This is a genomic window from Wohlfahrtiimonas sp. XWW7, assembly GCF_056716055.1.
In genome coordinates this window covers 1,101,000-1,114,429 of the sequence record NZ_CP168032.1, presented here as the reverse complement: position 1 = coordinate 1,114,429, position 13,430 = coordinate 1,101,000, and the positions used below count along the sequence as shown (strand labels likewise).

General features: G+C 37.8%; 12 protein-coding genes. 3 read left to right on the top strand and 9 right to left on the bottom strand.

Annotated elements, in window-relative coordinates:
- Positions 1 to 30 precede the first annotated feature (30 nt).
- The gene (locus tag ACA100_RS05410) at positions 31 to 501 is read left to right on the top strand and encodes a peroxiredoxin (RefSeq protein WP_481078950.1); all 471 of its coding nucleotides are present in this window, start codon (positions 31 to 33) and stop codon (positions 499 to 501) included.
- Positions 502 to 554: 53 nt separating this feature from the next.
- Here ACA100_RS05410 and ACA100_RS05405 read toward each other — a convergent pair whose 3' ends face one another.
- The gene (locus ACA100_RS05405; protein WP_481078949.1) at positions 555 to 1,130 is read right to left on the bottom strand and encodes a pilin; all 576 of its coding nucleotides are present in this window, start codon (positions 1,128 to 1,130) and stop codon (positions 555 to 557) included.
- Between the two features lie 155 nt (positions 1,131 to 1,285).
- The gene (locus ACA100_RS05400; protein ID WP_481078948.1) at positions 1,286 to 2,632 is read right to left on the bottom strand and encodes an esterase-like activity of phytase family protein; all 1,347 of its coding nucleotides are present in this window, start codon (positions 2,630 to 2,632) and stop codon (positions 1,286 to 1,288) included.
- A 154-nt stretch (positions 2,633 to 2,786) separates the two neighbouring features.
- Here ACA100_RS05400 and ACA100_RS05395 point away from each other — a divergent pair, with 154 nt between their 5' ends.
- Both ACA100_RS05395 and ACA100_RS05390 read left to right on the top strand, forming a co-directional pair.
- The gene (locus ACA100_RS05395) at positions 2,787 to 3,458 is read left to right on the top strand and encodes a CopY/TcrY family copper transport repressor (protein ID WP_481078947.1); all 672 of its coding nucleotides are present in this window, start codon (positions 2,787 to 2,789) and stop codon (positions 3,456 to 3,458) included.
- Position 3,459: 1 nt separating this feature from the next.
- Positions 3,460 to 5,667, top strand: a complete 2,208-nt coding sequence (locus ACA100_RS05390) for a heavy metal translocating P-type ATPase (protein ID WP_481078946.1) — start codon at positions 3,460 to 3,462, stop codon at positions 5,665 to 5,667.
- Positions 5,668 to 5,714: 47 nt separating this feature from the next.
- Here the strand turns inward: ACA100_RS05390 and ACA100_RS05385 are convergent, their stop codons facing one another.
- The 7 genes from ACA100_RS05385 to ACA100_RS05355 form a co-directional block, all read right to left on the bottom strand.
- Positions 5,715 to 6,410: a hypothetical protein gene (locus tag ACA100_RS05385; RefSeq protein ID WP_481078945.1), complete on the bottom strand. Its 696-nt coding sequence runs from the start codon at positions 6,408 to 6,410 to the stop codon at positions 5,715 to 5,717.
- Positions 6,411 to 6,493: 83 nt separating this feature from the next.
- Positions 6,494 to 6,943: an META domain-containing protein gene (locus ACA100_RS05380; protein WP_481078944.1), complete on the bottom strand. Its 450-nt coding sequence runs from the start codon at positions 6,941 to 6,943 to the stop codon at positions 6,494 to 6,496.
- A 15-nt stretch (positions 6,944 to 6,958) separates the two neighbouring features.
- A complete protein-coding gene (locus ACA100_RS05375; protein ID WP_481078943.1) occupies positions 6,959 to 9,043 on the bottom strand; it encodes a RelA/SpoT family protein in 2,085 nt (694 codons plus the stop codon).
- Between the two features lie 17 nt (positions 9,044 to 9,060).
- Entirely contained in the window at positions 9,061 to 9,951 is an 891-nt protein-coding gene (locus ACA100_RS05370) for a prephenate dehydrogenase (protein WP_481078942.1), read from the bottom strand.
- 7 nt (positions 9,952 to 9,958) lie between these two features.
- Complete coding sequence (fabV, locus tag ACA100_RS05365) at positions 9,959 to 11,158, bottom strand: enoyl-ACP reductase FabV (protein ID WP_481078941.1); 1,200 nt, start codon at positions 11,156 to 11,158, stop codon at positions 9,959 to 9,961.
- A gap of 15 nt (positions 11,159 to 11,173) precedes the next feature.
- Complete coding sequence (gene tal / locus ACA100_RS05360) at positions 11,174 to 12,262, bottom strand: transaldolase (RefSeq protein ID WP_481078940.1); 1,089 nt, start codon at positions 12,260 to 12,262, stop codon at positions 11,174 to 11,176.
- A 30-nt stretch (positions 12,263 to 12,292) separates the two neighbouring features.
- Complete coding sequence (locus ACA100_RS05355) at positions 12,293 to 13,426, bottom strand: lytic transglycosylase domain-containing protein (protein ID WP_481078939.1); 1,134 nt, start codon at positions 13,424 to 13,426, stop codon at positions 12,293 to 12,295.
- Positions 13,427 to 13,430: the final 4 nt, after the last annotated feature.

The window sequence follows — 13,430 nt, the reverse complement described above, 5'->3', positions numbered from 1 at the left end:
CATAATATTTTACTCACTTAGGAGAGCATTATGTCAGAATCCATTACGATACAATCCCTTTGGAATGTCAAATTCCCAACACAATCAGAAGAGCAATCTTTAAGTGATATTGTTGGCACTGCAAAGTATTTGGTTGTTTATTTTTATCCTAAAGATAATACGCCAGGATGCACAAATGAAGCAAAAGCATTCCAAGAACATTTAGCAACACTACAATCATTGGATACAGCAATTGTCGGTGTTTCTCGTGATTCTGTAAGCTCACATCAAAAATTTGTAGATAAATACAGTCTCAAATTCCCTTTAATTTCGGATAAAGAGAGCCAAGTATGCAACGCATTTGGCGTGATTAAAGAGAAAAGCATGTTTGGTAAAATTGGCTTTGGCATCGAGCGCAGCACATTTTTATTGGATAAAGAAGGAAACCTTCTACGAGAATGGCGCAAAGTGAAAGTTGCAGAACACGCAGAAGCTGTAATCGAAGCCATTAAAGCACTATAAATAATTTTGATGGACATTAAAAAGTGCAGCCATTCAACTGCACTTTTATATTTTTACTTATACATAGGATTATGAGGCAATGCACCATCATAATTAATACTTACATTGACCTCAATATTACAAACTGAAGGCAAAAATCGTTTAGGAATTCTAGTTTCACAAACCCACTCAATACTTCCCTCTTTTCTTGTTGCTTTTTCTCCCGCAGCTGTTGGTGCTGCCTGAGCTTCTCTGATTAAAATATACTGTCTTGCAAGCCCTCTAGGATTATTTTCACCAAATTGAATCCAGATGCCACATGTGCCTTTGCTTTGTGAACTTTTACCAAAAATCATTGCATGGATATTCTTATTACCAAATTGCAATGGTGAAGGCAAAGATGGATCTTTTACCTCATCAGTATTATTTAAATATTTTGTTTCTCTATTGGTTGGGCACTTTGAACTGTCTTGTATCGAGGTAAATTCAACAATTGTTGATTTATATGATCCTGCTAATGAAATAGCTTCTGCAACTTTAGTTTTAGTCACATAGTCTTGATAACTTGGGTAGGCAATCATTGTTAAAATCCCAATGATAGCGACAACGATCATTAACTCAATTAGGCTAAACCCTTTTATATTTGTCATCATTGTATCCCTATGTAGATTTTAATACATTTATATTGAGAAAATATTAACACAAAAACGCAAAGTAAATTCAAAAAAACATACACTTCAATACAAAATAAAAAGACCTACTTTAATAGGTCTTTGTATTCATGATATAAAGCTATTTAATCAATTTATTGAGCTTTCAAGAAATCCGTGACTTTTAATAAAATTAATTCATTATCATCAGCTTCGTTAGGTTTTCTGCTACTTGAGAATGGTAAATTATTATCATTCCCTACAATGATGGTTTCAGCATCTACAATATCCACATTCTCAATTGTGAAGAATGGGAAAACAAACTTACCATCGCTCAATGCTTTTCTAGAAACTTTATTAGGATCTTTAATATTCAATAGATCAATATAACCAACTTTTTCGACAGCTTTACCAACATTGCTATCATTCATTTTAACTTTATAAATGCGTTTAAATTTTGGTAATTTTTCTTGATCAAAGCAGTTATTCGCAGCTTTACCTTCACATGCAAATTCAATCACACCTTCGCCATTATCACGCTCGATAATCAATCCGTAATCAGCATCGATCATATTAAAATCGCCAATGGCTAAACCATTTTTTTCTAAAGGATACTGCCATGTTCTGCCCGTCCAATCTTCTTTTTGAACATCAAATTCAACAATCTGCAAATACTCTTTACCATTGTTATTGGCATAATTTTTGATAGCAGGATCATACAAAGCTCCTTCTAATAATGCATATAACTTTGTGCCATCTTGGCTGCTTGCCATTCCCTCAAAGCCTTTTGAGCGTTTTACTTCAAACTCTAAAGTGCCATTCGGTGCAGCAGGCGTGACTTGTGCATAATGATCTGGTGAACGAATCACTTTACCATCTAATTTTGTTTCATAAACTTTAACAACCTTCCCATCCATGGTTGCTTGAATTAAATAAGGGCCAAATTCATCGCCAACCCATAAATAACCATTCGCAAATTGGAAGCTTTCAGGATCAAAATCTGCACCTGTTAAGTAACGCTCCGCCGTTGCTTCATTCTGAATTCTAAACGGTACATTTTTATCTGGATCATGTAAAAAGATTGTTTTTAAGTGCTTAAATTCATTGCTATCAAAATCAATATCATATTGATTCAAATACAGCATGAAATCAGGAGAATTAGCTTTTGATCCTGCGCCATTATCTGTCAAAATCCAATAAGTGCCATCATCCATATGTTTAATGCCAGAATGACCTTGAATCGGCTGGCCTTTGAACGGCAAGAAAACACCAGTTTCTCTACCATTTGAAGTACCTTCTACAGATTCAGTTTGATCATTTCTCAATCCTGTTGTGAATTTACCACTGGTTTGAATGGATGCTTGAGCATCATCAGGTGCTGAAATATATGTTTTAGCTGGAATAAAAGCGTGCGCTTTAAGTTCCGCTGAATACTCAGTTGCTGATGCAGCTGAAACTGTGCCTAAAAGGATTGCGCTATATAAAACAGATTGACGTAACATCGAGGTTATTCCCTATTGATAGAAGAAGTCGTGATCTTACTGATTTAATTTGACAGAATTATTACAGTTTTAAAATTTTCATAAAATTATAAAAAAAACTATCTTTTTTAAATTTATTGACTACAATTGTAGACAATAAATTTCTAGGTGAATTATGTCACACATTAAAATCACAAAAACAGAATGGGAAGTGATGCGCATCCTTTGGACACAAGGTGAATGCTATAGCAATGAAGTCACTGCGTTACTCTCTGAAAAGTTTGAGTGGAAACCTTCAACTGTGAAAACACTCATATCGCGATTAGTGAATAAAGGTTATGTTGGTAAACATGCTGAAGGCAATCGTTATCGCTACTTCCCGACCATTTCTGAAAAAGAGTCTTTACAGCAATCTCGTGCTGAATTGGCTCACCATATTTGCTCTACGAAAATGGGCAAATATATTGCTGCGTTATTAGAGGAAAACCCTCTATCGCACAGTGATATCGCACTCATTTCTAAAGTTTTAGAAAAGAAAGCATTGGTTGCACTCGATAAAGTTCCGTGTAATTGCATTAAAGGTCAATGCACTTGTATTGATGATTGTTGCTCTGAGAGCATTAAAAGGAGAAAAAGTATGAAAAAAGTAACATTTTCTGTACCAGAAATCAGCTGTGGACACTGCACTTCATCCATTGAAAAAGGATTAAGCGCAATGGCTGGCGTTCATTCAGTATCATCTGACATCGCCGCAAAAACAACAACTGTAGAATTCGATGATTCGGTGACAATAGCACAATTAATCGAAGAATTTGACAACATAGGTTTTGACGCAACGGAGGCATAATATGGACTCAAATGAAGCTACTCGCCAGGAAACATTTGCCATCACAGGAATGACCTGCACTAACTGTTCTGCACGCATTGAAAAAATCTTAAATAAGAAAGATGGCATCACAAGTGCATATGTTAACTTCGCAACAGAAAAGGCAGTTGTTTCATTTGATCCAAATGTAATTTCGACGGAAACCATCGAAGGCTTCGTAGCCAAAGCAGGCTACGGCGCCATTTTAGATCTTGCAGAAAATCAAGATTCCTTAGAAGAAGCTCAAACCAAAGAGCTTAAAAAATTAAAAATAGAACTTGTGATCAGTGCTCTACTATCTTTACCAATGGTGATTGGCATGTTTGCCATGATACTGAAAAGTGAAGCTGCTTGGGTACACTTTGTACATACACCTTGGGTTCAATTACTCTTAACAACGCCAGTTCAATTTTATATTGGTGCACGTTTTTATAAAGGCACTTATTTATCTTTGAAAAATGGTTCTGCAACAATGGATGTGCTCGTTGCACTCGGTACAACAAGTGCTTATTTACTGAGTATTTACAACGGATTTTTTAGCAATCCCCAAGGACATTTGTACTTTGAAGCAAGTGCAGTGATCATCACATTAATTCTCTTAGGCAAATATTTAGAGCACTTAGCAAAATCTCGCACCAACAGCGCGTTAAAACAATTATTAGATCTTCAACCTAAAACAGCTTTAGTATTAGATGAAAATAACCAACCGAAAGAAATCCCTGTAGAAACAGTTAAAGTAGGCGATTTGATTTTGATTCAACCAGGTCGTTCTATTCCTGTGGATGCAGAAGTGGTTTCAGGCTATACATCCATTGATGAAAGTATGCTCACTGGCGAAAGCTTGCCCGTGGAAAAGAGTATTGGCGATATTATTTACAGCGGCACAATGAATAGCACAGGCACTTTGACAGCAAAAACATTGAAAGCTAGCAATGAAAGCACTTTATCGAAAATCATTAAAATGGTGGAAGATGCACAAGGTAGCCGTGCACCGATTCAAAAATTAGCCGATACAATTTCTGCTATTTTTGTGCCTACTGTCATCACGATTGCAGCATTAACATGGCTGATCACTTGGTACATCACACAGGATTCAACCACAGCGATCATTCATGCGGTTTCTGTTTTAGTGATCGCCTGCCCTTGCGCATTAGGCTTAGCAACGCCAACTGCTATTATGGTGGGTACAGGTTTAGGCGCTCGCCACGGTATTTTAATCAAGAATGGTGAAGCATTGGAAACTGCTTCCATCATCAATGCTGTGATTGTGGATAAAACAGGTACATTAACAGAAGGCAAACCAGTTGTAACTGATTTCCAAGCATTCACCAATGATGATCAAAATAGTTTAACCATCTTGGCATCTTTAGAAACATTCTCAGAACATCCTTTGGCAAAAGCCATTGTGAACTATGCCAATGAAAAAGAAATTCAACCAAAATCTGTTGATCAATTCACCTCGCATACAGGATTTGGCATCTCTGGCGACATCGATGGCAAAACATATTATGTGGGTGCAAAGCGCTTCATGGATCAACAAAATATCAATGTTGATGCTCACATTGACTTAATTCAGCGATTAGAAAGCACTGGTAAAACTGTGATGTTATTAGGTTCGGATCAACAGATCGTTGGCTTGATTGCTGTTGCCGATCAAGTGAAACCAACGACAGCTGAAGCTGTAAAACGCTTGCAAGATAAAGGCATTGACGTTTATATGATGACTGGCGATAACAAACGCACTGCCCTTCATATTGGCTCACAAGTTCATTTGAACGAATCACACATTTTTGCTGAAGTATTGCCACAAGATAAAGCAAACTATGTGAAAGAGTTACAAAGCAAAGGCTTAAAAGTTGCCATGATTGGTGATGGTATGAATGATGCGCCAGCATTGGCTCAAGCCAATATTGGTATCGCAATGGGCACAGGTACAGACATCGCAATGGAAAGTGCTGATATCACCATCATGAATGGCGATTTAATCAATGTGGATCGTACATTGCAGTTATCAAAAGAAACCATGAAAAAAATTCGTCAAAACTTATTTTGGGCATTCTTATACAATACGGTTGGCATCCCATTTGCTGCATTTGGTTTACTGAATCCTATCATTGCAGGCGCTGCAATGGCATTCAGCTCTGTGAGTGTTTTAACAAACTCTTTATTACTCAATAAAAAGAAGCTGTAATTTAAATCTCATTAAAGCAGATCCCATGATCTGCTTTTTTATCATCCTCAAATTCTATATAAAATTTTACGCATAATCATCTGAACATTAAAAGCAACATCATATTTCACTCGATCATAAATAAAACAAACCATTAATGCACTGAATACAATAGACAGCTCCAATATTCGTTGATTAAAGGCTGCGATCCAAATCATGATCCAATAAAACGTCGTTATAACGGCACATAATAATATCAAAAGAGTCATTGTATGATTTAAACTTAATGGATCACTTTCCTGCTTTAATACAGTGCGCCACTTAACAAACATTACTAATAATAACGGTACAATCACAGGTTCCAATAAAAGATTCAATGGCACTAAAAGATACGCTGTCAATGTTTTCATCATCTCTATTGAAATCCAATCAAATATCGACCATGAAATGATGAACATTATTCCATTCAATAGCAAAGATAAAACAACGGTTATCCAAAAAATATGAATACAATTTCTTAATGTAACAGCAACATTGAATCGCGCAAAACCCAATGCAACAATTACGATTATGGGCAGGATATTTAACACAATCCAATGAAGCGAAAAGAATGATGATATTAACGAAAAATAGTTAACAGTATAATCCGTCCATTGGTTAAAAATGCTATGCCACACTAAACGTGCTGCAAACGCACCAACCACCACAATCAATGATAAGAACAAAGGTGAGTAGCCATTCATTTTTTGATCGATATTATTCACCATCATAATCCTTATATATTTTATCCAATAAAAAAGCTCACTGAATCAGTAAGCTTAATCATTCAACCTATGCATCCATATGCTTACATATAATCTTTTAACCAAAATTTTAATGTTGTCTTGCCATTCGATAATGTTAGATTGCGACCATCATCAGCCAATGTGATTTTTGCGCCATCTTCAAGTAATTGGCCGATCTTTTGATCCAACTGATTCAATCTCTTATCAGCACAGAACTTGCGAGTCATACCAACGCCTTTCACAGTCAATGTACCATCCTTCAGCTCACCTTGGCCAAAATAGTTATTACACATTTGCCCAGAAATATTCATTTTTTCACCAAATGCAATGTTCGGAGACATCGCATTTTTCTTCGTGAGATACTTCTTCCCATCAATTTCAAATAACACATAATTATGATGCTGAAGATTTTCAGCAGTCACAGCATTAGGATCTTTTGTCATTTCGCTACCTTCCGTTGCACAAGCAGAAATTAAAAACAGTGCTGCAACAGAGATTAAAATTTTTCTCATAACAATTCCTCTTTTCTATCGTCTATTGGCTTCAATCACAAAAGGTAACTGAATCAATCGGTCAATCAAACGACTCAACTGATTCAAATGATTCAGTTCAACCGTTGCAAAAATCGTTGCAATGCCAGACTCGTCATTTTTAATGGTAATATCAATGATTCTTAACTGCTCATTTGTGATTAAGTTATTCACTTCTTTCAATAAATCATGATGCGGATGCGCTTTAATGATCAAGTCAGAAGTGGCTTTTTGTGCTGAATCATATCCCCAATCCACATCAATTTCACGAGCAGGAGATTGTTCCACCATATTGATAAAGTTTGAACAGGTTTTACGATGGATTACGACGCCGCGATTAACCGTCACAAATCCACCAATCACCTCGGGCGGTGCTGGTTTACAACATGGTGCCATTTGCACCAAAAGATTACCAACGCCTTGAACACGAACACCGCCATCATTGCTCTTAGATTGCGTTTGTGGGCGAATCAAAGAATCTGGTGTAATTTCAGGTTCTGCAACATGCATATTAGGCACGCGCGTCAAAAATTGGTTAATTGTGACTTCACCTGCACCCAACTGTGCATGCAGTTCATTCACTGAATTACAGTTCAATTTCTTCGCAATTTTCAACAATGCATCTGGCGATAAATTCAAGTTCAAACGAGAAAATTCACGATCTAATAATTGTTTACCCGCTGCAATATTCTTCTCTTGTGCTTGCTGTTTAAACCAACTACGAATTTTTGCACGTGTTCTGTTGGATTTAACATACGCCAAATGTGGTGATAACCAATCGCGGCTTGGAGATGCATTTTTCCCTGTTAAAATCTCAACTTCATCACCGTTATTCAACATATAAGTTAATGGCACAATTCGACCATTCACTTTTGCACCACGACAACGATGACCTAAATTTGTATGAATTTGATAAGCAAAATCCAATGGCGTTGCACCTGCCACTAATTCAATCGCTTCGCGATTCGGTGTTAATACATAAACATTTTCACCAAAAAGATCTTTATCCAACAACTCTTTAGTGGATTCGCTATTTGCTTCTTGATCCAACAATTGACGAACACGATTCAACTTAGCCTGTTGGCTTAAAGAAGCATCACTCTCTTTATAATGCCAATGTGCAGCAACGCCCAACTCTGCATGTTCATGCATTTTACGTGTACGAATTTGCACTTCAATGGCTTTATTATTTGGCCCTAAAACCGCTGTATGCAATGATTGATAACCATTGGGCTTAGGATTCGCAATATAATCATCAAATTCTCTTGGTAATGGTGGCCATTTCTCATGAACCATGCCCAAAACACGATAACAATCCGATAAGTTTTTGACGATTACGCGTACAGCACGAACATCCAACAACTCTTCAAAAGATTTCCCTTTTGTGGTCATCTTTTTCCAAATACTGTAAATGTGTTTCACGCGACCTGAGATCTCAGCCTCAATATCTTCTGAAGCCACCATCATTTCCAACTCTTCAATGATCTGATGGATATAAACTTCACGATCCAATCGTTTCTCATTCAAATTTTTAGAGATCATTTTGTAATCTTGCGGTCTTAAATAATGGAGTACTTCATCTTCTAACTCCCATTTAAAACGGCTCAACCCCAAACGATTGGCTAATGGCGCAAAGACATCCCGCGTCTGTTCTGCAACTGCGATTTTTACTTCATCACTTTCATATTTTAAGTGGCGCATTTTCACCACTTGATTCGCTAAAATGATCACCAATGTTTGAACGTCTTCAACAATGGCCAATAACATTTTACGCAAAATTTCTTTGGTTTTTTCTTGTGCGCCCGATAAATCACTGGTTTCTTTCAGCAAATTTAGCTGACGCAAAAAATTATGATAAGACTCTGGCACTTGCTCGATTGGAATTTCTAACACAAAAAACATCGCCGTAATGCGCAGCGGAATGCCAGAGACTTGACCGAGTAAATAAGCAGTTTCCAATGCGCGCTTAAAGCGAGCATCATCCTTATATTGTAATAAAAATTGATATTCAGCTTCTGGCCAACTTCCGTTGCAACCATCAAACCAATCTCGCAATTTTTGTTCATCAACGACTCTAGACATCCGTTCCTTCTTTCATTTTAAGGCTCGTGATAAAAGTTATCTCTTGCGTGTTTTGCTCGACTAAAAACTTCCAATATGGTTTCGCGATCTTCTTTATCCAATGCTTCTTCCACCAATGCAATTTTCTTCAAATACGCACGGAGAACTTCAAGCACCGCTTCTCTATTCTCTAAGCAGATATCCGTCCACATTTCAGGATTAGATGTGGAGATTCGCGTAAAATCTCTAAAACCACCTGCCGCAAAACGGAAAATCTCCGCACGATCATCCAAGTTTGCCAAAGTATCCACTGTGCTATAAGCCAATAGATGTGGAATGTGCGATGTTGCGGCTAACACTTGGTCATGATGCACAACGCCCATTTCTTCCACAATTGAACCCACTGATTCCCACATTTTAGTCAATGTCGTCACTGCTGTGTGATTATTGTTAATGTGTGGAATGATCAATGTTCGGCGCTTTTCAAACAATTCAGCAAATGAGTTTTCAACGCCATGTTTTTCTGTACCAGCAATTGGATGTGCTGGTACAAAACGTTTTGGCAAATAACCTACAGCCTCTGTGATTGTACGAATCACAGAACCTTTTGTAGAACCCACATCACTCACAATGGCATCTTCTTTAAGGAATGGCATCATCTCTTTCATGAGCTTGCCCATTACCGTGATCGGCGTTGCCATGATGATGATGTCCGAATCTTTTACAGCCGTTTCAAGATCAGTTGTCACAATGTCAGCAACACCCAATTCCTTAGCTTTCACCAAAGCATCTTCATTGCTGTCATAAGCGATGATTTGACCTACTGCATTGTTTTTTTTCAACGCACGCGCCAAAGAACCACCAATCAAACCAATCCCAACAATTGTGACTGTGTTAACAAAAAACGGCTTACTTAATTCAATTTTCATTGGGTATTTACGCCATATCGATTACATCGAATTCAACTTCTGGTGATACATCTGCTTCGTAATCCACAGCTGCCAAACCAAAACCAAATAAACGAGAAAAGTTTTCTTTATAACCTTTGTAATCTGTCAAAGTATCCACTGTATCCGTTGTCACTTCTTTCAAGATTAACTCACAAGCAGTTTGTACTTCTGGTTTCAATTCCCAGTCATCTAAACGAAAACGACCTTGCTCATCCACTTCGCCAGTGTTGCCATACATGCAAGTTTCGAATAAACGCTGAATTTGTTCGATACAATCTTCATGCAAACCATTTTCTTTCATCACACGGAATGCTGCTGAAATGTATAAAGGCATCACTGGAATTGCTGAAGATGCTTGAGTCACAACTGATTTCAATACAGCAACAGCAGCTTTACCTTGGTATTTTGCATCTAACATTGCATTGATTTCACGTGAAGCACGCTCAACGTCTTCTTTTGCTTTACCTAAAGTACCATGCCAATACATTGGCCATGTGATCGCTGTACCGATATATGAATAAGCAACTGTTTGAACATTCGGTGCTAAAACACCTGCTTCATCCAAAGCTTTCATCCATAATTCCCAATCTTGTCCGCCCATTACAGTGATTGTATCTGCAATTTCTTGTTCTGTTGCTGGTTCTACAGTTGCTTCAATGATTTCATTTTTGTTGGTATCCAATGAAGGCGCACGATATGTATCACCAATTGTTTTCAACGCAGAACGCACAACTTCGCCTGTTGCTGGCAATTTACGAACTGGCGAAGCCAATGAATAAACGACACAATCTACAGTGCCTAAGTCAGCTTTGATCAACTCAATCACTTTTGCACGTACTTCATCAGAGAAAGCATCGCCATTGATACTCTTAGAATATAAACCTGCTTCTTTTGCATACTGATCAAAAGCAGCTGAGTTATACCAACCTGCTGTACCTGTTTTCTTTTCTGTACCTGGTTTCTCGAAAAATACACCAATTGTTGCTGCATCACTACCAAATGCTGCCTCAATGCGAGAAGCTAAACCATAACCTGTGGATGCACCGATCACCAATACACGTTTTGGGCCATTTTCTAATTTGCCCTTTGAGCGAATATATTCAATCTGTGCTTTAACATTTTCATCACAGCCAGTTGGATGTGCCGTTGTACAAATAAATCCACGAATTTTTGGTTGAATAATCATAATGTTCCACGCTTTCTATAAAGTTAATAATTTTTCATTAATGGTGTGCATCATAGCATTAAACGCGGTCTGGAATTGTTCAATGCCTTCACTTTCTAATTTTTTAGTCACATCGTCCAATGAAACACCCAATGAAGATAATTGCTCTAAAATTCCATCAACATCCGCCATATTATCCATAATGGTCAATTGAGCTACTCCATGATCACGGAAAGCATTATATGTTGCTGGTGGCACTGTGTTCACAGTTTCCGTACCAATCAATGAATTCATATACAGAACATCAGAATAAGCAGGATTTTTCGTCCCTGTCGATGCCCATAATAAACGTTGTGGCCTTGCGCCTTTTGTTTGTAGATCTTTAAAACGTCTTTCACCATAATGTTCTAAAAAGTGTTGATATGCTTTTTGAGCATTCGCAATCGCAACTTTTCCTTGTAGCGCCTGACCATTTTCAGCCAATAAAGGATCAATTGCGGCATCAATACGAGAAATAAAGAAGCTCGCCACAGATGCGATGTGCCCAACTGGTTTACCTGCTGCAACACGTTTTTCTAAACCAACAGTATAAGCTTCCATCACGCGCAAATAACGCTTAACAGAGAAGATCAATGTCATATTGATATTAATCCCTTCCGAGATCAAATGTGACATAGCTTCAATCCCTTCGATCGTTGCTGGTACTTTAATCATCGCATTTTTACGATTGATCTTATTCCACAATGATTTTGCTTCTTGAATGGTTCCTACAACATCATGAGCTAAATCTGGAGACACTTCTAAACTTACATAGCCATCTAAACCATCTGTCGCGTGATAAACAGGCATAAAAAGATCACAAGCCATTTGAATGTCTTTCACTGCTAATTCAAAGAAAATCGAATTAGGCGAATTGAAGCTCTTTTGTAGCTCTTTAATATCCATATCATAAGCAGATGAGCTGCGAATTGCCTTATCATAAATCGCAGGATTTGACGTAACACCACGCAAATCATCTTCTTTGATTAAACGAACCAACTCGCCATTTTCGCTCAACATGTCACGTTCGATATTGTCATACCAAACACTTTGTCCTAGTTTATTCAACTGTTGCAACGGATTCATACAAACCTCTTTTTAAATTTCTATATTATCCTAACGCTTATCAATTCTTCTGCCAACTTCTAATGGTACTTTTTTAGCACTACCTTTTGGCAACCAAACAGGTATATTCTCTGGAATGGCCGCTTTATTTGTACGAACATGTTTTAACCATGCTGGATTGAGTTCGATCAAAGTCATTTCTGAAACCATCACAACATTTGCTAAATCACGAACTTTCATTGGTTCATGTAAAATAATGCCATCCACTCTTCTGGGTGCTTTATGCACTAAATCAGGAAAATAATTGCTCCCATTTTCTGCAACATGTTTTGCTGCCAAAAACTCTGCATAAAAGTTACGAGAAGCAAAGCCAAAACGTGGGCCTTCATATTCCCAAACAATCTTGCCGATATCAGGACCAATCTCCGCTTTGGCACGCGCCATACCACCAACGCCATGATTATAACCTGTCAATGCCAATGGCCATTCTTGTACACGATCATGAGCATCTTTCAAATACAGCGCAGCACCCTGTGCTGCCATAAATGGATCCATACGACCATCAATGACATTGCGTTTCATCGGCAAATAAGCGCGCGCCGTTGCTGGCATAAACTGCCACATACCCGCAGCGCCTACATGAGAATAAGCTCGACCATGAAAAGAAGATTCTACATGTGGTAAATATGCAATTTCTGTCGGCACTTGATTGTGCTTCATAATCTTTTTAAATTCAGGCAGATAATAACCACTCACTTCCAAACCGCGACGGAAGTTATTTTTTAACCCTGTTTGATAACGTAATCTTTCTGGTGCTTCATAAATGGCTTGTTCTCCACCTGCTTTTTTCAGCATGGCAATCCATTTTTTCTGTTCATGTGTTAATGGGCGTTTCGTCGTATAACTCTCCACCATTTCTGTTAAACGCTCACGCAATACATCTTCATGCGCTAACATAAAATTTCGACGATTATAGTTAGGCACATCCACAATTTCATAGATCACATTTAGATAACGATTATCATGATAAATGGCTTGATCTTCACTCCATTCACTATAGACGCGCTCCCAAAACGATACCATTGGCTTCATCGATTTAGGCTGAGGAAATTGAGCTGATTGTGAAGAACAACCAGCCAACACGATAACGCTTAAAATCGTTAAGCGTTGAACAATTTTTTTCATGAAG